The 16,844-nt window shown below is 71.9% G+C and carries 22 protein-coding genes; 13 read left to right on the top strand and 9 right to left on the bottom strand.

Annotated features, from left to right (window positions below; genetic code table 11):
* Positions 1-27 precede the first annotated feature (27 nt).
* On the bottom strand, positions 28-489 hold the full coding sequence (locus AC3E6M_RS11490; RefSeq protein ID WP_490529959.1) for a GNAT family N-acetyltransferase: 462 nt from the start codon (positions 487-489) through the stop codon (positions 28-30).
* 87 nt (positions 490-576) lie between these two features.
* Between AC3E6M_RS11490 and AC3E6M_RS11485 the strand changes: the two genes are divergently transcribed.
* Positions 577-1,536 (top strand): helix-turn-helix transcriptional regulator, encoded by a 960-nt coding sequence (locus AC3E6M_RS11485; RefSeq protein ID WP_490529958.1) that lies wholly within the window; start codon positions 577-579, stop codon positions 1,534-1,536.
* 1 nt (position 1,537) lies between these two features.
* Here AC3E6M_RS11485 and AC3E6M_RS11480 read toward each other — a convergent pair whose 3' ends face one another.
* On the bottom strand, positions 1,538-1,798 hold the full coding sequence (locus AC3E6M_RS11480; protein ID WP_138175505.1) for a hypothetical protein: 261 nt from the start codon (positions 1,796-1,798) through the stop codon (positions 1,538-1,540).
* A 141-nt stretch (positions 1,799-1,939) separates the two neighbouring features.
* Between AC3E6M_RS11480 and AC3E6M_RS11475 the strand changes: the two genes are divergently transcribed.
* Positions 1,940-2,098, top strand: a complete 159-nt coding sequence (locus AC3E6M_RS11475) for a DUF4175 domain-containing protein (RefSeq protein ID WP_138175503.1) — start codon at positions 1,940-1,942, stop codon at positions 2,096-2,098.
* A 22-nt stretch (positions 2,099-2,120) separates the two neighbouring features.
* On the opposite strand, the gene AC3E6M_RS11470 is transcribed toward AC3E6M_RS11475, so the two are convergent.
* The gene (locus AC3E6M_RS11470; protein WP_490529957.1) at positions 2,121-3,146 is read right to left on the bottom strand and encodes an epimerase; all 1,026 of its coding nucleotides are present in this window, start codon (positions 3,144-3,146) and stop codon (positions 2,121-2,123) included.
* A 56-nt stretch (positions 3,147-3,202) separates the two neighbouring features.
* On the opposite strand from AC3E6M_RS11470, the gene AC3E6M_RS11465 reads away from it, so the two are divergent.
* From AC3E6M_RS11465 to AC3E6M_RS11445, 5 genes are all read left to right on the top strand, one after another.
* Positions 3,203-3,802 (top strand): hypothetical protein, encoded by a 600-nt coding sequence (locus AC3E6M_RS11465; protein ID WP_490529956.1) that lies wholly within the window; start codon positions 3,203-3,205, stop codon positions 3,800-3,802.
* A gap of 266 nt (positions 3,803-4,068) precedes the next feature.
* On the top strand, positions 4,069-4,623 hold the full coding sequence (locus AC3E6M_RS11460) for a copper resistance CopC family protein (RefSeq protein WP_490529955.1): 555 nt from the start codon (positions 4,069-4,071) through the stop codon (positions 4,621-4,623).
* Positions 4,624-4,633: 10 nt separating this feature from the next.
* Entirely contained in the window at positions 4,634-5,182 is a 549-nt protein-coding gene (locus AC3E6M_RS11455) for a copper chaperone PCu(A)C (RefSeq protein WP_138175496.1), read from the top strand.
* Positions 5,182-6,405 carry a Dyp-type peroxidase gene (locus AC3E6M_RS11450; protein WP_138175494.1) on the top strand — a complete coding sequence of 408 codons (1,224 nt, stop codon included), beginning with the start codon at positions 5,182-5,184 and terminating at the stop codon, positions 6,403-6,405. The genes AC3E6M_RS11455 and AC3E6M_RS11450 overlap by 1 nt, the downstream gene beginning before the upstream one ends.
* Positions 6,402-7,877 carry a PepSY-associated TM helix domain-containing protein gene (locus tag AC3E6M_RS11445; RefSeq protein ID WP_490529954.1) on the top strand — a complete coding sequence of 492 codons (1,476 nt, stop codon included), beginning with the start codon at positions 6,402-6,404 and terminating at the stop codon, positions 7,875-7,877. The genes AC3E6M_RS11450 and AC3E6M_RS11445 overlap by 4 nt, the downstream gene beginning before the upstream one ends.
* 9 nt (positions 7,878-7,886) lie before the next feature.
* Here AC3E6M_RS11445 and AC3E6M_RS11440 read toward each other — a convergent pair whose 3' ends face one another.
* Positions 7,887-8,321, bottom strand: coding sequence for a hypothetical protein (locus AC3E6M_RS11440; RefSeq protein ID WP_138175491.1), 435 nt, complete (start codon positions 8,319-8,321; stop codon positions 7,887-7,889).
* A gap of 131 nt (positions 8,322-8,452) precedes the next feature.
* Here AC3E6M_RS11440 and AC3E6M_RS11435 point away from each other — a divergent pair, with 131 nt between their 5' ends.
* Positions 8,453-9,445 carry an aldo/keto reductase gene (locus tag AC3E6M_RS11435; RefSeq protein ID WP_490529953.1) on the top strand — a complete coding sequence of 331 codons (993 nt, stop codon included), beginning with the start codon at positions 8,453-8,455 and terminating at the stop codon, positions 9,443-9,445.
* Positions 9,446-9,508: 63 nt separating this feature from the next.
* Here AC3E6M_RS11435 and AC3E6M_RS11430 read toward each other — a convergent pair whose 3' ends face one another.
* From AC3E6M_RS11430 to AC3E6M_RS11420, 3 genes are all read right to left on the bottom strand, one after another.
* Positions 9,509-9,961 carry an SRPBCC family protein gene (locus tag AC3E6M_RS11430; RefSeq protein ID WP_138175487.1) on the bottom strand — a complete coding sequence of 151 codons (453 nt, stop codon included), beginning with the start codon at positions 9,959-9,961 and terminating at the stop codon, positions 9,509-9,511.
* A gap of 107 nt (positions 9,962-10,068) precedes the next feature.
* Positions 10,069-11,274: an NAD(P)/FAD-dependent oxidoreductase gene (locus AC3E6M_RS11425; RefSeq protein WP_138175485.1), complete on the bottom strand. Its 1,206-nt coding sequence runs from the start codon at positions 11,272-11,274 to the stop codon at positions 10,069-10,071.
* Positions 11,275-11,420: 146 nt separating this feature from the next.
* Positions 11,421-11,717, bottom strand: a complete 297-nt coding sequence (locus tag AC3E6M_RS11420; protein WP_490529952.1) for a DUF7882 family protein — start codon at positions 11,715-11,717, stop codon at positions 11,421-11,423.
* An 80-nt stretch (positions 11,718-11,797) separates the two neighbouring features.
* Here AC3E6M_RS11420 and AC3E6M_RS11415 point away from each other — a divergent pair, with 80 nt between their 5' ends.
* Genes AC3E6M_RS11415 through AC3E6M_RS11405 form a run of 3 tightly spaced genes read left to right on the top strand, consistent with a single transcriptional unit; the run spans position 11,798 to position 13,579 of the window.
* Positions 11,798-12,160 carry a sugar ABC transporter ATPase gene (locus AC3E6M_RS11415; RefSeq protein WP_490529951.1) on the top strand — a complete coding sequence of 121 codons (363 nt, stop codon included), beginning with the start codon at positions 11,798-11,800 and terminating at the stop codon, positions 12,158-12,160.
* A 53-nt stretch (positions 12,161-12,213) separates the two neighbouring features.
* Complete coding sequence (locus tag AC3E6M_RS11410) at positions 12,214-13,023, top strand: alpha/beta fold hydrolase (RefSeq protein ID WP_490529950.1); 810 nt, start codon at positions 12,214-12,216, stop codon at positions 13,021-13,023.
* Positions 13,004-13,579 carry a TetR/AcrR family transcriptional regulator gene (locus AC3E6M_RS11405; protein ID WP_490529949.1) on the top strand — a complete coding sequence of 192 codons (576 nt, stop codon included), beginning with the start codon at positions 13,004-13,006 and terminating at the stop codon, positions 13,577-13,579. The genes AC3E6M_RS11410 and AC3E6M_RS11405 overlap by 20 nt, the downstream gene beginning before the upstream one ends.
* 76 nt (positions 13,580-13,655) lie before the next feature.
* Here AC3E6M_RS11405 and AC3E6M_RS11400 read toward each other — a convergent pair whose 3' ends face one another.
* Complete coding sequence (locus AC3E6M_RS11400) at positions 13,656-13,856, bottom strand: CDGSH iron-sulfur domain-containing protein (protein ID WP_138175474.1); 201 nt, start codon at positions 13,854-13,856, stop codon at positions 13,656-13,658.
* Complete coding sequence (locus tag AC3E6M_RS11395; RefSeq protein WP_490530074.1) at positions 13,853-14,824, bottom strand: iron-containing redox enzyme family protein; 972 nt, start codon at positions 14,822-14,824, stop codon at positions 13,853-13,855. The genes AC3E6M_RS11400 and AC3E6M_RS11395 overlap by 4 nt, the downstream gene beginning before the upstream one ends.
* 327 nt (positions 14,825-15,151) lie before the next feature.
* On the opposite strand from AC3E6M_RS11395, the gene AC3E6M_RS11390 reads away from it, so the two are divergent.
* On the top strand, positions 15,152-16,033 hold the full coding sequence (locus AC3E6M_RS11390; RefSeq protein WP_490529948.1) for a manganese catalase: 882 nt from the start codon (positions 15,152-15,154) through the stop codon (positions 16,031-16,033).
* Positions 16,030-16,629 (top strand): DUF2231 domain-containing protein, encoded by a 600-nt coding sequence (locus AC3E6M_RS11385; protein ID WP_490529947.1) that lies wholly within the window; start codon positions 16,030-16,032, stop codon positions 16,627-16,629. Before AC3E6M_RS11390 ends, AC3E6M_RS11385 begins: the two co-directional genes overlap by 4 nt.
* The last annotated feature ends 215 nt before the right edge of the window (positions 16,630-16,844 follow it).

Genomic DNA, 16,844 nt, shown 5'->3' with positions numbered 1-16,844 from the left:
TCGGCCCGCGCCCACCGGCCCGCGTCGTCAGCGCAGCGGCTTGCGGTAGAAGATCTCGCCGTCGGGGGTGGTTTCGCTGCGGTGGTAGCCCTCCCGCTCGTAGAGGCGCTGGTTGGCCTCGCTGAGGCCGCCGGTGAACAGCTCCGCCTCGGTGGCGCCGTCGCGGCGACCGCGCTCCTCGACCGCGGTGAGGAGCATCGAACCCAGTCCTGCGCCCTGCTGATCGGGGGCGATCGCGAGACGCCCGATCAGCAGGAGGTCGCCGGCCCGCCGCGCGCGGACGGCACCCACGAGCCGGTGGCCGTCGATCGCCACGCAGCCGAGGTTCTCGACGAGCTCGGCTGCGAGCTCTTCGAGTGTCTGGGTGAGCGGGGGCATGTCGGGGTCGCCGTAGATGAGAGCCTCGCTCGCGAACGCGGCGCGTTGGATGGTCAGCACCTCCCCGGCGTCCTCAGGGCGGATGTCGCGGATGACGGGCGCGTCGGTCATGGTGCTCCTGCTGCTCGGTCGTGGCTAACTATCGTTGTTGCGATGGACGAACCTCTCGCGGTGAGAGGTTAACTACTATGGGTGACGGTGCCGCTCATCGTCGGGCACACGCCCCCCATGAACGACTTCTACGACACCCGCGTCCGCACCACGGACGTCGCCACCACCGAGGCGTGGTTGCGCGCCCAATACGGACGCGTCGACTTGCGCGCCGACGAGGCCGCCTACGCGGAGCACCTCGTCGGGGATGCCGCGTTCTCGCTGCGGCATCTGGAGTGGTCGGCCCGGGTCGACCTGTCCTACGAATCGGACCGCTTCCTCGTCGTCAGCTCCACGCCCGGCTATGCCTGGAGCGTCGGGCAGGACGAGGGGGAGTTCAGCGTCTCGCCGGGCATGCTGCAGCCGGGCGATCGGCTGGTGGCGCGCGTGGACCATCCCGACCTCGAGGTGGTCACCTTCGACCCCGATCGGCTCGCCGCGACGGCCCGCACGCTGTATGGAGACGACGACCTCGACGTGCGTTTCCGCGGGGTCGACCCGGCGTCGGCCGCGCTCCGCGACTACTGGGATTCGACCTTGCGATGGGCTCGGACCCAGACGCCGATCATGGCCGAACCGCTCGTGCGCGCCCACGTGCACCGCACTCTCGCGGTCGCGGCGCTCGAGGTCTTCCCCCTCGTCGCCGACGCGCGGGAGCGCCGGGCGTCGGCGCTGGAGCAGGCGGCGGTGTATCGATCGGCGACCGCATGGCTCGACGATCACGCCTCCCTCCCCGTCACGATCGAGGACGCCGCCCGCGCGGCCGGATCGTCGACCGGCGGACTGCGCCGCGCGTTCACGGCGAACGGGGGCGTGGCATCCACCCCCGAGGAGTATCTGCAACTCGCACGACTCAGCGCCGCGCACGTCGACCTCGTGGCGGCCGACGCCGCGTGCACGACGCTCGCCCTGGTCGCGCGCCGGTGGGGCTTCACGAACGTCGAGTCCTTCGCGGTCGCCTACCGCGCCGCGTATCGTCGCGATCCGCAGGCCACCCTCAACCGCTGAGTCAGCGATCGCGGTCGGTGTATTCGCCCGGTCGGTCGGTGTCGTCGCGTGCCTCGTCCCCCGTCGGCAGCTGCACGTCGGTGTAGGACCCCGGTTCGTCGGCGCGGGGGCGGGCGGTCGTACCGTCGGCGCGCTCGGTGTCGACGTACTCACCGGGCTCATCGAGGTTGCGACCCGCTTCCTCGCCGTCGGGGAGCTCCACTTCGGTGTATTCGCCCTCTTCGGGTCCGGTGCCGTGCCCCGTGGTGTCGCGATCGCCCATGATGCGCCTCTCTCGTCGTGGTAGATCCGAGGCTAGACCGGCCGGGGCGCGCACGACGAGAGCTTGACAGCCGTTTGCGTCGTGGGGTCTCCCGTGTCAAGGGTGCGGGCGCGCCTGCGGTGAGGGAGGAGAGTGGATGCCATGCCAGCTCTCGCCATCCTCCTCATCGTCGTCGGTCTCGTCTTCCTGTTCCTCGGCATCTTCGTCGAGGCCGTGAAGTTCCTGCTCTGGATCGGCATCGTCATCCTCATCGTCGGCGTGATCGCCGCGCTGCTGCGCTTCGTGCGCCGCAACACCTGATCGCCCGCGCGAGACCCCGGGTTCAGGCCGAGAACAGGTCGCGGGCCCGGGGTCTGCGCATCTCTGCCACCGCATCGAGCGCCGGGCCCAGGTCGGGGTGCTGGAACTCGAAGCCGGCGTCGGTCAGGATCCGCGGCACGGCCCATCGGCTCTTGAGGACCAGCTCGGGCTCGCTCCCCAGGACGGCCATCGCCGGATCCAGCATCCACCGGAACGCGGGAAGCCCCACGGGCACTCGGGCGATCCGTCGCACGTCGGCCATGAGGGTGCGGTTGTCGCTCACGTTCGGTGCCGCGAGGTTCACCGGGCCCGCGATGTCGTCGCGGTCGCGGAGGAAACGCACCGCACCGACGACGTCGTCGATGTGGATCCAGCTGAACTTCTGGCGCCCGCGGGTGCGATGCCAGCGAGACCACGGGGCACCGGTGGGCTGCGCACCGATCCCGCGGTACCGGCGGTGCGGAAACCACCAGCTGTCGATCTGCGGGCCGCCCGCCCCCAGACGCCCGAGGGCGAACAGCATCCGGGTGGCCGGGCCGTCGCCGAGGACGATCGCCATGCGCAGCGCCACGCGGCGTGTGCCGGGGAGATCGCCGTCGAAGAACGCCCGTTCCCAGCTCGTGGCGACATCGACCGAGAACCCGTCGCCGATCACTCCGTCGACCTCGTCGTTGCCGCGCTCGGTCTCGTGGCGGTAGATGCTCGCGGTCGAGGCGTTCATCCACACGCGCGGCGGGCGCGCGGCATCCCGAACCGCCGCGTGCAGCGCCCGCGTGGTCGCCGTCCGCGACCGCAGGATCTCGTCGCGGTTCGCGTCCGTGTAGCGGCACGACACGATCTTGCCGGCGAGGTTCACGAGCAGCTCGGCGCCGTCGACGAGACGGGCGATCCCGGCGGGGTCCGTCCACGTGACGTGACCCGTGCGGCCCACCGTGACGACGTCGTAGCCGTCGTCGCTCAGTGCCGTCGCGAGCGCCCGGCCGACGAATCCGCTGGCTCCGGCGATGACCGCGCGTGGCCGGGGGCCGTCGTACTCCGAGGCGTTCACGGGGTCAGCCTAGGGCTGCGCGGCGGCGGGGGCGGCGACCTGGCAGAATGGGCGCCATGCGACGACAGGACCGGGGGACGCGCGTCGCGCGCGGTGCCGTCGGCGCTTCTCTCGCCACCTTCGTCGCCCTGCTCTCGCACGTCACCGCCGGCGGCGACGTCCCCGGGTGGCTCGGCATCCTCATCCCCTGGGCGCTGTCCTTCGTGGTCTGCACGGTGCTGGCCGGCCGGCGCCTCTCGTTGTGGCGTCTCGCGCCCGCCGTCGCGCTGAGCCAGCTGCTGTTCCACACCCTCTTCGTCCTCGGGGCGCACGACCCCGCCGCCGCCGGCCACGTCCACGGTGGTGCCCTCCCGTCCCTCGCGGGTCCGGACCTGACCATGGTCGCCCCGGATGCCGCGATGTGGGCCTGGCACCTCGTCGCCGCGACGGCGACGACGCTCGCCCTGCACCGCGGGGAGCGCACGATCGCCGTCCTGCGTACCCTCGCCGACCGGCTCGGGGCGTGGCTGCGCGTCCGGGTCGCCCTCGCCTCGGCTCTCCCGCGCCCCGTCGCGCGTCGCCGCGTCCTCGCCGAGATCGTCGCGGTCGTCCGCCCGACGTCGGTGCTGCTGGCCGGCTCCGCGAGGCGACGCGGTCCGCCACTCGGCGCTCTCTGACGCCCGCCCCTCCGCGCTCACGCTGACGGGGCCTTCCTGCCGCGCGCCGGGGCACTGTGCCCCACGGTGCATCGCGCCCGCGCGGTGGGGGATCCGCGTCTCTTCCGACGCTCCCGTTCATCGCCGCCCGCGCTCTCGCGTTCGAGGCGCACCGGGCACCGGCGACCGCCGGTCCCGCGCGGGCAGCCGGTCGCGCTCTCTCCCCTTCGGGAGATCTCGTGGCCGGACGACGGGTGCTCCGCGCACCCGAGAAGAGGTTCCTCTCCATGCATCGTCTCCGCGTCGTCGCGGCGGGGATCGCCGTGGCCGCCGTCGCCGTTCTGGCGTCGGTCGTCCCGGCATCCGCCCACGACGACTTGCTCTCCAGTTCACCCTCCGCGGGTGAGCGTCTGCCCTCCGCGCCCGATGAGATCTCGCTGAGGTTCTCGGCCGACGTCATGGACGTCGGCGCTCAGGTGATCGTCGCCGACGCCGAGGGCGCCGATTGGGTCGCGGCCGATCCGGCCGTGGTGGCCGACGCGGTCACCGTGCCCCTGCAGGGTGGCATGCCCGTCGCCGGGTACGAGGTGCGATGGCGTGTCGTCTCCAGCGATGGACACCCGATCTCGGGCGTCATCCCGTTCACCGTCGGCGACGCCGCGCCCCTCGAACGGGCTGCCGCGTCGACCGCACCCCCTTCCGACGCGGCTCCCGCGTCCGATGCCGCGCCGGGCCTCCCACGCGTCGTCGTCATCGGCGCGATCGGGGCGGGCATCGCGCTCGCCGTGTTCGCCGTCGTTCTCCTCTTCCGTCGTCGCGCCGGGCGCGACGCACAGTCCTGAAAGGCCACTCATGTCCACCACCCGCACCACCTCCGTCCTGCGCTTCGGCGCCCTCGCCCTCGCCGCGACCCTCGCCCTCGCGGGGTGCGCCTCGCCCGCTCCCGCCCCGGCCGCCCCTGCGGCCGAGGCGTTCTCGACCACCGACGTGTGGGTCAAGGCTGCAGACTCCGGCATGAGCGCCGGCTTCGGCGAACTCCGCAACGCCGGCGACAGCGACCTCACCGTCGTGTCGGCCACCAGCCCCGCCACCTCGGCGATGGAACTGCACGAGACCGTGCAGAACGAATCCGGGCAGATGGTCATGCGCCCGATCGAGGGCGGCTTCGTCATCCCCGCGCACGGGTCGATCGCGCTCGAGCCCGGCGGCAGCCACCTCATGTTCATGGACGTCACCTCGCCCCTGCGGGCCGGTGACGAGACGACCATCACACTGACGTTCTCGGACGATTCCACGGCCGAGATCACCGCCCCCGTCAAGGAGTTCGTCGGCGCGAACGAGAACTACGAGGGTGGCGAGCAGGACATGGGCGGTATGGGCGGCATGGAGTCGGGTCACTGATGACGCCTCGCGATCGATCCGCGCCGACCGGTCGCGGCCCGAGCCGGCGGGGGTTCCTCCTCGGAGGAGCCGTCGCCGGCGCGGGCGCCGCCGCCGCGATCGGCATCGACGCCGCCGTCTCGGCGAGAGCGACGGATGCCGGAGCCTCCACGCCGCTGAACGGCGATGCGATCGTGCCGTTCTACGGTGAGCACCAGGCCGGGATCGACACCGACGCCCAGGCCCACGTCTCCCTCGTCGCCCTCGACCTGCGCGCCGACACCGACCGGGAGGGCCTGCGGCGGCTGATGCGCACCCTCACCGACGACGCCGCGCGGCTCACGCGCGGGCTGGGGGCCCTGGCCGATACCGAGCCGGAGCTGGCGACCGCTCCCGCGCGTCTGACGGTGACGTTCGGCTTCGGTCCGGGCTTCGTGGCGCGCGCCGAGGCCCCGGCGCCGGCGTGGCTGCGGCCTCTGCCCGCGTTCACGATCGATCGACTCCGGCCGGAGTTCGGCGACGGCGACCTGCTGCTGCAGATCGCCGCGGACGATCCCGTGACGGTGGCGCACGCGACGCGCATGCTGCTTAAGGACGCGCGCGCGTTCGCGTCGCCGCGCTGGGTGCAGCAGGGGTTCCGGCGCGCGCACGGCACGGTGCGACCGGGGACGACGATGCGCAACCTCTTCGGCCAGGTCGACGGCACTGCCAACCCGGTACCCGGCACGACCGGGTTCGACGAGGTCGTGTGGGCGCGCGAGGGGTGGCTCACCGGAGGCACCGGCATGGTCGTGCGCCGCATCGCCATGGACCTCGACAAGTGGGACCGCCTCGACCGTCCCGGTCGCGACCAGTCGGTCGGGAGGACGCACGCCACCGGTGCGCCGCTGACGGGTACGGACGAGTTCGACGAACCCGACTTCGAGGCGAAGGACGCCATCGGCTTCCCCGTCATCCCGGAGTTCTCGCACGTGCGTCGCTCCCGCCCGGATGACCCCGCGCAGCGCATCTTCCGCCGCGGGTACAACTACGACGACGCGCCGCCGGCGGGGACGGTCTCGGACGCGGGGCTGCTGTTCGTCTCGTTCCAGGCCGACATCGACCGGCAGTTCGTGCCCATCCAGCGTCGGCTCGACGAGCTCGACCTGCTCAACGAATGGACGACCCCGATCGGGTCGGCCGTGTTCGCCCTCCCGCCCGGCTGTGCCGAGGGCGGTTTCATCGGAGAAGGAATCCTGTCATGACCACCACCCACCCGGGCGCCGGCCCCGCCGCCGACGAGGCGCCCGAGGGCGCGGCATCCCCCTCGCTCATCCATGACCCGTCGCCGCCGCGTGGCGCGCACGCGCGCGGCGCGAAGGGGTGGTTCACCGCGCTCCTGCGGCGACTGCACTTCTTCGCCGGGGTGCTCGTGGGCCCGTTCATCCTCGTCGCGGCGCTCAGCGGAGCGCTGTACGCGATCACGCCGACCCTGGACCGCATCGTGTACGCGCACGAGCTGACGGCGCCCTCCACCGCGGCCCCGCTGCCGTTGGCCGATCAGATCATCGCGGCCGAGCAGTACGTCGGCGGGGACGCGAGCCCCGTCGCGGTGCGTCCCGCCCCCGAACCGGGGGCGACGACCCGCGTCATGTTCGCCGATCCGGACCTGGGGGCGAGCGAGACCCGGGCGATCTTCGTCGACCCGGGGTCCGCGGAGATCCGGGGCGACCTCACCGCGTACGGCACGAGCGGCGCCCTGCCGGTGCGCACGTGGGTGAGTGATCTGCACCGGAACCTCCACCTCGGCGAACCCGGCCGGTGGTACAGCGAGCTCGCGGCATCCTGGCTCGGGATCGTCGCGCTCGCCGGACTCGGGCTCTGGATCGGAAGGATGCGGCGCAGTCGTCGCGGCCGTGCCGATCTCGTGCGCCCGAACCGGAAGCACACCGGCTACCGCGGGCTCTTCGGCTGGCACGCCTCGATCGGCGTGTGGGTCGTGCTCGGAGCGGTGTTCCTCTCGGCCACGGGCATCACGTGGTCGGCCTTCGCCGGGGCCAACGTCGCGGACCTCCGCGCTGCCGTGGGCGGGGGGACGCCGTCGCTGTCTACGACCCTCGACGGCGACGCTCCCGTCGGCGGAGAGCACTCCCACCACGGCGGAGCCGCGGCGGCCCCGACTGGCGCGGCCAACCCCGCGACGTTCGACGCCGTTCTCGCGATCGCGCAGCGGATCAACGTCAACACCGGCCAGGTCGAGATCAAGCCGCCCGCCGCGCCCGGCAAAGCCTGGGTCGTGCAGGAGATCCAGCGGAGCTTCCCGACCGAGGTGGATGCCGTGGCGATCGACGGATCCACGATGCACGTGACCGACCGCGTCGATTTCGCGGACTTTCCGCTGCTGGCGAAGCTCTCGCGGTGGGGCATCGACACCCACATGGGGTCGATGTTCGGCCTGGCCAACCAGCTCGTGCTGTTCGTACTCGCGCTCGGGATCGCGTCGCTCGTCGTGCTCGGGTACGCGATGTGGTGGCGGCGTCGGCCGACGCGCGGGTTCGCGGCGGCTCCGGCTCGCGGCGTGCTGCGCGGAGCGCCGTGGTGGGGGATCGGCCTCGTCCTTCTCGGCGCGGTCGCCCTCGGCTCGCTGTTGCCGTTCGTCGGCTACACGCTCGCGGCGTTCGTCGTGCTCGACGTCACCCTCGGGCTGGCGCAGCGGCGGAGGGTCCCGAACGGCTGAGAAGCCCGGTCAGTCGTCGTCGGGGTCGGGGAGGCTCTGGGCGATCTTGCTCGACTCCGCCGAGTCGCGTCCGACGCCCGGCTGGTAGTGCGCGATCGCCGAGTCGCCCGTCACGTGCGCCTCGCCCCCGGCGTTCGTCTCCCCTTCGGGGTGCGGCTCGGTCTCGTGTTCGTGATGGCGCGAGGTCGAGCCGCTCTCACCGCGCGCGTCGTCGGTACCGCGCTCCATGTCGCCGTCGGCGGCACGCGTGCCCACGCCCGGGATGTCGTTCTGGCTCGAGACGTTCTGCACGCGCGCATCGTCGTCGGTGTCGATCTCGGTGGCCGAGACCGCTCCGGAGTCGGCGCCGGCACCCCCGGCGGGGACGTCGGCGGCGCGCCCCTCGGCATCCGAGACGGTGTGCGCGTGGTCGGCTCCGGGCAGGTCTTCTGCGGGGGTGTTCACGATCGTGGTCCTTCCGGTGGGGTGTGAGGTCACGCTAGAGGGCGCGCCCGCGGGCGGGAACGGGGTTGACGCGCGGCCCTCGTGTCGGAGGGGCTGGATAGGCTCGACCCGACTCCCCGAAAGGAACCGCAATGCAGCAGCGTCCCCTCTCCCGCACCGGCCGCGAAGTCTCGGCGATCGGTCTCGGCACCTGGCAGCTCGGTCCCGACTGGGGCGGTGTCAGCGAAGACGAGGCGATGGAGGTGCTCGCCGCATCGGTCGACGCCGGGGTGACGCTCTTCGACACCGCCGACGTGTACGGCGACGGGCGTTCCGAAGAACTCATCGGCGCGTTCCTGCAGAAGACGGATGCCACGGGCATCACGGTCGCCACCAAGATGGGCCGTCGCGCCGACCAGACGCCCGAGAACTACACGATGGAGAACTTCCGCGCCTGGACCGACCGCTCGCGCCGGCTGCTCGCCCAAGACACGCTGGACCTGGTCCAGCTGCACTGCCCGCCCTCGGCGGTCGTCGACGACGACGCCACCTACGACGCGCTCGACCAACTCGTCTCGGAGGGCGTGATCGCCGCGTACGGCGTCTCGGTCGAGACGATGGACCAGGCCCTGTCGGCGCTGCGTCGACCCAACCTGACGAACCTCCAGATCATCTTCAACCCGTTCCGTCTGAAGCCGCTCGACGAGGTGCTGCCCGCCGCTGCCGAGAAGGGCGTCGCGGTGTTCGCGCGGGTTCCGCTCGCGAGCGGCCTGCTGTCGGGCAAGTACACCGCCGACACCACCTTCGACAAAGACGACCACCGCACGTACAACCGCAACGGTGAAGCGTTCGACAAGGGCGAGACCTTCTCGGGCGTGCCGTTCGCCGAGGGGGTGGCCGCGGCCGATGAGCTCAAGGCCGCACTTCCCGACGGTGTGACGCTCCCGGCGGCGACGCTCGCGTGGATCGCGTCGCGCGAAGGTGTCACCTCGGTCATCCCCGGCGCCCGCTCGGCGGCGCAGGCCACGGCCAACGCCGCGGCGGCCGGCCTGATCGACGGTGGGTTCGACCTCGACGCGTTCGACGTTCTCGTGCGCGACGTCTACGACCGTCGCTTGCGCGCAGAGATCCACCCGCAGTGGTGACTCACCCCTGACGCGACGGACGCCGGCCCCCTCGGGGACCGGCGTCCGTCTTCTGTCCGGGTGTCAGCTGACGTCGCCGCGCCACGCGCCGGATTCGGCGCCGCGCGACTCGATGTACTCCTTGAAGTTCTTCAGGTCCTTCTTGACCGAGTGGTCGTCGGCGCCGAAGACGGCGCCGGCCTTCTCGAGGAGGCCCGTGGGCTCCCAGTCGATCTGCACGGTCACGCGCGTCTCGTCGTCGGACAGGCGGTGGAACGTGACGACGCCGGCGTGGTTCTCCTCGCCGCCGACGCTGTTCCAGGCGACGCGCTCGTCGGGGTGCTGTTCGGTGATCTCGGCGTCGAACTCGCGCTCGGCCCCCGCGATCTTGACCTTCCAGTGCGTCAGGGTCTCGGTCTTCTGGGTGATGGACTCGACGAAGCCCATGAAGTGCGGGAACTCCTCGAACTGCGTCCACTGGTTGTAGGCGACGCGAACGGGAACGTTGACGTCGACGGTTTCGATGACCTGGGCCATGATGTCCTTCTTCCTGTGTGATCCGGGGCTCGTGCCCAGTCTTCGCGCCTCCCGCTCGTGGGGGCCCCGGGGTTGAGAGATCGGCTCGTGTGGCCTATACGCGAGCGCTATGCCCGTCCGCGCAGGATGAGGTTCCAGTACACCCACGGCAGCACGTGGCGGTCGGCGATCCAGGTCGACCGTCGCTCGCGCGAGAGTGACCGCCAGAAGGGGATCGACGGACGGGGGGCGCCCCACCGATCGAACTCGGCGAAGACCACGGTTCCGCGCGAGACCGTGAACGGCACGACGCTATAGCCGTCGTAGCGGGCCGAAGGCTCGCGGCCGGCGAGGACGGAGCGCAGGTTCGCCGTGAGCACCTTCGCTTGCTTCCGGATCGCCCCGCCCGATCGGCGAGTGGCGACAGCCGCCGCGTCACCCAGCGCCCAGATCTCCGGATGCCGCCGGTGCTGCAGCGTCTCGGGGTCGGTGTCGACGAAGCCGTGCGGGTCGTCGTCCGCGGCCAGTCCGCTGCCGGAGATCCACTCCGGAGCGCGCTGCGGGGGAACCGCGTGCAGCACGTCGTAGGAGAGCGTCTCCTCGTCGGAGCCGTGACCGATCGTGAGCGTGCGGGTCTCGGCATCCACTCGCCGCACCTCGCGGGAGTAGTGCACCTCGACGCCGTAGCGGTCGAGGATGCGGTGCAGCTCGCGATCGATCGACGGCATGCCGAACGGGACGGGGTCGGGGAGCACCAGGATGACCCGGATGTCGTCGAGCACGCCGATCGAGCGCCACCAGTCGCACGCGAGGTACATCGGCTTCTGCGCCGCCGCGCCGCACGAGGCCGGTTCGGGCGGCTGGGTGAAGACCACGGTGCCGTGGCGCAGGTCGCGCAGCACCGGGGACGCTCGGGCGGCGAGCGTGAAGTCGTAGTTCGAGATCCCCTCGGGGGTGGCCATGGCCTCGGGGAGGCCGGGGATGGACTCCCAGTCCATGCGAATTCCGGCGGCGATGACCAACTGGTCGTAGTCGAGGTGCCCGCCGGAGACGAGGTGCACCCGGCGAGCGCCCGGATCGACGGTGAACGCCTCGTCGCGCAGCCATCGGACGCCCGGAGGGGTGACGTCGCCCTGGGGGCGGACGGCGCGGGACGCCCGAGCGGCACCGCCGGCGATGTGCGACTGCAGCGGAGCGTAGACGTGCCGCTCGCGCGGCTCGACCACCGTGATCTCGCCGACGCGGGCGCGGTGCAGGCGACCGGCGAGCGAGAGCCCGGCGTTCCCGCCGCCGATCACGACGATGCGGGGAGCCGGTCGGGGGGAATGCGGCATGGGTGTCCTTCCGTCGTCTTCAGACAACGCCCCCGAGCGCCCGGGCGCCAGCGGGTTGACAGAGAATCAGCCGAGGGACTCGGGCAGGGGCGCGTCTTCTGGGGGTTTCGGCACGACGTAGAAGTCGGTCGGCGAGTCGGCCATCGTCATGCGGGCCTCCAGCCAGTGCCGGTTGACCGCCGGCGTGCGACCGCCGTGGATGTGGACACGATGCTCGCGCGCGGGTGCACCCACACCGCTGTCCGACCGCCGCCGGTGCCGAGGTCGTCCTTCCCCGGGAAGGAGAACGGCTCCCCGCGACGGAGCGTGTTCCCGATCACCACCTGCAGGTGTGCGAGGAGTCGGTCGTCGAGGTCGCCCCGGACGGTGCCCTCGTGGATGAACAGCGGATACTCCACGATGTACGGGGAGGCGGGCGCAGGTGTCAAGGGGCGGTCGTGCATCCCGATCGACCGTTTGTATGGGACGACCCGGTTCACCGGCCCTGCGCGGACTTTGCGTAGGCGACGAGAGGATGCCCCCCATGAGCGACGCTTCGACCAACCCCGCCCAGACCGACGCGACCGTTCCCCCTGCGGTGGACGGTGTCGCGGGCGCCCAGCCGCTACGCGACGGTGACACCTCGGTCGTGGCCGATCCGTCGCTGGATCCGGCCCAGGTCGAGTGGGATGCCACGAACGCGCTCGACGAGGGCGTCGACCCCGCCGACCTCGATCCGGCTACCGCCACGGGTGCCGATCCGGCGGAGATCCCCGCCGAGGATTCGGACATCCCGCTCGAGGACCTTCACCCCACGGGCGCCGGGACCGACTCCCAGGGGCAGGATCCGGGGGTCGTCGAACTCGGCGACGAGGGTCAGGGCGACCTCGCTCCCGAGGATCTCTGAGTCGACTCTGCGAGGGACTTGCCCTGCTCGGCTAATGGGCGTAGCTTTTGGCTATGGACATTAGCCAAGTGGATGTGGGCGGTGGGCGTCTCGCCGTCGAGGTGCGGGGGAGCGGACCTCTCGTCGTCTGCTCCCCGGCGATGGGAGACGAGCGCGACGCCTTCGGACCCCTCGCCGATCGGCTGGCTGCCGCGGGGTACCGTATTGCGCTGACCGATCTGCGAGGTCACGGCGACAGCGACATCGGGTTCGTTGACTACGGCGACACCGCCACCGCCGCTGACCTGATCGCCGTCATCGAGGCTCTCGGGGGCGGCCCCGCGGTGATCGCGGGAGCATCGTTGAGTGCAGCCGCGGCCATCATCGCCGCCGGCACCCGCCCCGACCTCGTGACAGGTCTCGTGCTGCTCGGGCCGTTCGCCCGAAACGGCAACGCGGTGATGGGTGCGCTTCTGCGTGGACTCCTCGCCCGCCCCTGGGGACCGGCCGTGTGGCGCGGATACTCCGCGTCGCTGTGGCCCGGACTCGGCGAGGACGCGCGGGTTCGAGCGACACACCTCTCCCGGCGTCTCGCTCGCCCGGGGCGATGGGCGGCGTTCGTCCGCACGACCCGGGCCGATCACTCCGTCGTCGCCCCCTTCCTGCCGCGCGTGCGGGCGCGCACCCTCGTGGTGATGGGCGCGGCCGACCCCGACTGGAAGGATCCGGCCGCCGAGGCGGAGTGGCTCGCGGGGGAGCTGTCGGCGCAGGTGCTCGTCGTACCGGGCGTCGGACACGCGCCGATGCTCGAGGCGCCCGACGCCGTCGCCCCGGCCGTGCTGGATTTCCTCGGGGAGGCGAGGGATGCCGCGCGCTGGTCTTGACACCGACGCCGTCGTACGCGGCGCCGCCGGGATCGTGGACGCCGAGGGAGTGGCATCCCTCACACTCTCGCGGGTGGCCGCGGCGCTGGGGGTGGCCGCGCCCAGTCTGTACAAGCACGTCGGCGGGCTCGCCGACCTGACCGACCGGGTGGCGTTGACGGCCACCCACGCCTTCGGTGAGGCTCTCGCGCGATCCTCCCGCGGTCTGTCGTCGCGCGACGCGCTGGCCGCCGTCGCCGAGGCGTACCGCGGCTTCGCGCGGGAGCGCCCCGGAATGTACGAACTCGCCCAGCGCGGGGGATCCGGCCCGGAGTGGGAGGCGGCGGCCGGCGCCGTCATGGACGAACTCACGCGGGCGCTGGCCGGGTACGGGGAGAGCGCGCGCGACGTGCATCGGATCCGATTCGTCCGGTCGGCGCTGCACGGTTTCGCCGACCTCGAGCGGCTCGGCGGGTTCCGTCAGCCGGAGTCCGTCGACGAGAGCTTCGCCCGTCTGGTCGAGGCGCTCGACGCGGAGCTGTCGCGGCCGCTCCCGGAGGCGCGCACGAGCGCGTGACGGCGGCGCAGGACCCCGCGGACCTTCCCGTCGTCGCTCCAGCGCAGGGGGAGCACGTACTCCGCAGCGAGACGCCTCAGTCGTCGGTGCGGAACCCCGCGGGCTTGTGCGTGCCGTCGCAGAACGGCTTGATGGTCGACAGGCCGCAGCGGCAGAGCGCGACCGTGCGCCGGTTCTTCGTCACAGGACGCCCCTCGGGGTCGCGCAGTTCGACATCGCCCCGCACGATCAGCGGACCGTCAGGATAGGCCGTGATGCTCGGCGCGGGGTCGTTCATCGCCCCACCTCGGGCCGCAGCGACGATTCTCCGCGCGACCAGGCGTCGATCATGTGTGCGCCGACGCGCCCGTCGACGCTTAGGCACGCCGCCGCGCCGAACAGGACGTCGGGGAGCAGATCGGGGCGATCCTCCGCGAGCGCACCGGCGAGGTCACGCGCGGCGATCTGCTCGTGCACGGCGTCGGCCTCGACGTGCTCGTCGAAATACGCGCACACCTCGTCGCCGAAGCCGAGGCATCGCAGTCCCTCGGCGTAGAGGCGGTTGGGGATCGACGAGGTCATCTCGAACGCGGCGAGATGACCGACGATCGCCCCGAGGAGTCGCCGATTGAGGCCGAACATCGACATCGCGTTGTGCGACGCCAGCGTCACTGCGGGCACGTCGTCGATGTACGCGCCGTACGTGTCGGACAGCCCCGCGGCCCGCACCGCGCGGGCGAACAGCGTCGCGTGCACGCGCTCGGGCTGGCCGCCGCCGTACTCGTCGGACTGGATCTCGACCAGCGCCGCCTTGGGTCGCCCCGTCAGTCGCGGGATCGCCCACGAGTGCGGGTCCGCCTCGCGCAGGGTGTACACGGTGCGGTGCACGAGGAACTCGTGCGCCTGGTCGAGGGTGGCCTTCTTGGCGAGGTGGCGCGACAGGCTCGGGCCGGTGTCGGCGGCGGTGAGATCGAAGAGCGCACGGGCCACGGCATCCGCCGTCGGTGCAGGGAGGTCGGGGAGCGTGAGCCGCTGACGCAACGCCGCTTCGAACGCTCGCTCGATCACGCGCCGGGTCGCCACCAGGGAGGGATCCCACTCCAGGTCTGCGTCGAGCGCCTCGAACGAGCCGTACGCCGAGGCGAAGAGGACGAACAGCGCCAGCTGGAGGTCGTCGTCGGTCTCGATATCCGCAGTGGCCGCCACGGCCTGGTCGGCGAGGGCCGTGTGCGGGGTCGCCACGCGGTCGCAGAGGTGGCGGATCACCGCGGAGCTGACGGGCCCGCGCGGCGAGAACGGGAGGGATGCCGTGCCGTCCGTCTTGGGGGCGTCGTCGCCGGTGGAGCGAGCGCGGGGATCGTGGGAGGAAAGAGTCACGGACACCCCGTCACTCTGGGCGCGGTCGGCGGGATCACCGAGACCCTTGACAACCGTGCCCGCGCGAGGCCTCGGAGGTCCTGTGCGCACGAACCATCGCGCGATTGTCGCGCGGACCGGGGCGCACCACAACCCCCGTGCCGGATGCCGGGTCGCGCTCTTTCGTGGCTCCTGACGCCGAACCCCCCGGTCGGCGTCGACCGACGAAGGAGAGCGATGTACTTCCACCGGCAGGAACTCCAGCACGCAGCCACCCCCGAGAAGCCCGACGCCGTCTACGCGCGCAAGCTCCAGGAGGTGCTCGGCGGCCAGTACGGCGAGATCAGCGTGGCCATGCAGTACCAGTTCCAGGCATGGAACATGCACATGCCCGGCAAGTACCGAGACCTCGTCTTCGGAATCGGCGCCGAGGAGATGGGCCACGTCGAGATGCTCGCCGTCATGATCGCCCAGTTGCTCGAGAAGTCTCCGCTCGGCATCACCGAGGAGGCCGTGCAGGACGACCCCACGGTGGCCGCGGTGATCGGCGGGACCGACATCCAGCACGGGATCGTCGCCGGTGCCCGAGCGCGCCCCGTCGACTCCAACGGCAACCCGTGGCAGGGCAGCTTCATCACGGCCAGCGGAAATCTGCTCGCCGACTTCACCGCCAACGCCAACGCCGAGATGCAGGGCCGTGTGCAAGTGGCGCGGCTCTACCACCAGACCGACGACCACGGCGTGAAGGACCTGCTCGCCTTCCTCCTCGCCCGCGACACGATGCACCAGAACCAGTGGATCGCCGCGGCCGCCGAACTGCAGGAAGAGGGCTACGAGGCGCTTCCGGTGCCGAGCAACTTCCCGCTCGAGAAGGAGGATCGCGACGTGTCGTACCAGTACATCAACTTCTCCGACGGCGCCGCCGCGGGCGAAGGCCGCTGGGCCTCGGGTCCGACCCCCGACGGCAAGGGCGAGTTCACGTACCTCGCCACGCCCGAGCCGGGCGTGCCGATGCCGCCGCCCACGCACCCCGACGTGCGGTTCTACGGCACGACCGAGCTGCCCAACACGGTCGAGAAGCTCGCGGGCCGCGCCCAGGACGCGCTGCACAAGGAATGAGCGACGACGCGGGGAGCGGTGCCGAGGTCGGCACCGCTCCGGCCGTGCGCGGCGGAGAACGTCTCGGCAGTGGACACGAGCGCAGCGGCGCGAGCTTCCCGGCGATGCGTGCGGCGAAACGTCCGCGCGCCGCGGTGGCGGGGCCCTACGGGCACCCGTTCCATCCCATCGCGGTGACGATTCCCATCGGGGCGTGGAGTTCGAGCCTCGTGTTCGATCTGATCGGCCTCGCGTCCGATGATCCCCGTGCCTTCGCCGCCGGCTCTCGGCTGCTCATCGCGATCGGGCTGGTCGGGGCTGTCGTGGCGTCCGTCCTCGGGCTGCTCGACATGTCGCGGATCGAACGACGGACGCCCGCTCGCCGAACCGCGGTGGCGCACCTCCTGCTCAACGTGACCGGGATCGTGCTGTTCACACTGGGGCTCGTCGTGCGCCTCCTGGATGCTGGCCGGATCCCCCTCGTCGCCTTCCTTCTCAGCGGGATCGCCGCGGGCGGCCTCTCCGTCTCGGGGTGGCTGGGCGGAAAGCTGTCGTACCGCTGGGGCGTGCGGGTGGCCGACGAGCACACGCAGCGCGAGGGCTTCGAAGCGGGGTGACCCGCGTCGGGTCCGGGCGGTGCCGTGGCTGTTGAGTCGGCTGTGGCGTCCGCGTCCGCGTCCGGGCCCGTGCGGTGCCGTCGCGTCCGCGGGTTCCGCGCTCTCGTCCGGGCCCGTGCGGTGCCGTCGCGTTCGAGTCGGTTCGATGCGTTGCTGTGCCGTCGCGTCCGCGGGTTCCGCGCTCTCGTCCGGGCCCGTGCGGTGCCGTCGCGTTC

It is taken from the genome of Microbacterium sp. SCPM-O-B-15248 (M128) (assembly GCF_058214835.1).
The sequence above is the reverse complement of the archived record's forward strand: the minus strand, read 5'-3'. Positions and strand labels throughout refer to the sequence as shown.

What these genes read in the sequence shown, in the direction of transcription:
- AC3E6M_RS11410 (WP_490529950.1), top strand. Translation starts at nt 12,214, where the DNA reads ATGGACATTAGCCAAGTGGATGTGGGCGGTGGGCGTCTCGCCGTCGAG.
- AC3E6M_RS11390 (WP_490529948.1), top strand. Translation starts at nt 15,152, where the DNA reads ATGTACTTCCACCGGCAGGAACTCCAGCACGCAGCCACCCCCGAGAAG.
- AC3E6M_RS11445 (WP_490529954.1), top strand. Translation starts at nt 6,402, where the DNA reads ATGACCACCACCCACCCGGGCGCCGGCCCCGCCGCCGACGAGGCGCCC.
- AC3E6M_RS11405 (WP_490529949.1), top strand. Translation starts at nt 13,004, where the DNA reads ATGCCGCGCGCTGGTCTTGACACCGACGCCGTCGTACGCGGCGCCGCC.
- AC3E6M_RS11420 (WP_490529952.1), bottom strand. Translation starts at nt 11,717, where the DNA reads ATGCACGACCGCCCCTTGACACCTGCGCCCGCCTCCCCGTACATCGTG.
- AC3E6M_RS11460 (WP_490529955.1), top strand. Translation starts at nt 4,069, where the DNA reads ATGCATCGTCTCCGCGTCGTCGCGGCGGGGATCGCCGTGGCCGCCGTC.
- AC3E6M_RS11430 (WP_138175487.1), bottom strand. Translation starts at nt 9,961, where the DNA reads ATGGCCCAGGTCATCGAAACCGTCGACGTCAACGTTCCCGTTCGCGTC.
- AC3E6M_RS11465 (WP_490529956.1), top strand. Translation starts at nt 3,203, where the DNA reads ATGCGACGACAGGACCGGGGGACGCGCGTCGCGCGCGGTGCCGTCGGC.
- AC3E6M_RS11435 (WP_490529953.1), top strand. Translation starts at nt 8,453, where the DNA reads ATGCAGCAGCGTCCCCTCTCCCGCACCGGCCGCGAAGTCTCGGCGATC.
- AC3E6M_RS11475 (WP_138175503.1), top strand. Translation starts at nt 1,940, where the DNA reads ATGCCAGCTCTCGCCATCCTCCTCATCGTCGTCGGTCTCGTCTTCCTG.
- AC3E6M_RS11455 (WP_138175496.1), top strand. Translation starts at nt 4,634, where the DNA reads ATGTCCACCACCCGCACCACCTCCGTCCTGCGCTTCGGCGCCCTCGCC.
- AC3E6M_RS11415 (WP_490529951.1), top strand. Translation starts at nt 11,798, where the DNA reads ATGAGCGACGCTTCGACCAACCCCGCCCAGACCGACGCGACCGTTCCC.
- AC3E6M_RS11400 (WP_138175474.1), bottom strand. Translation starts at nt 13,856, where the DNA reads ATGAACGACCCCGCGCCGAGCATCACGGCCTATCCTGACGGTCCGCTG.
- AC3E6M_RS11480 (WP_138175505.1), bottom strand. Translation starts at nt 1,798, where the DNA reads ATGGGCGATCGCGACACCACGGGGCACGGCACCGGACCCGAAGAGGGC.
- AC3E6M_RS11450 (WP_138175494.1), top strand. Translation starts at nt 5,182, where the DNA reads ATGACGCCTCGCGATCGATCCGCGCCGACCGGTCGCGGCCCGAGCCGG.
- AC3E6M_RS11385 (WP_490529947.1), top strand. Translation starts at nt 16,030, where the DNA reads ATGAGCGACGACGCGGGGAGCGGTGCCGAGGTCGGCACCGCTCCGGCC.
- AC3E6M_RS11490 (WP_490529959.1), bottom strand. Translation starts at nt 489, where the DNA reads ATGACCGACGCGCCCGTCATCCGCGACATCCGCCCTGAGGACGCCGGG.
- AC3E6M_RS11425 (WP_138175485.1), bottom strand. Translation starts at nt 11,274, where the DNA reads ATGCCGCATTCCCCCCGACCGGCTCCCCGCATCGTCGTGATCGGCGGC.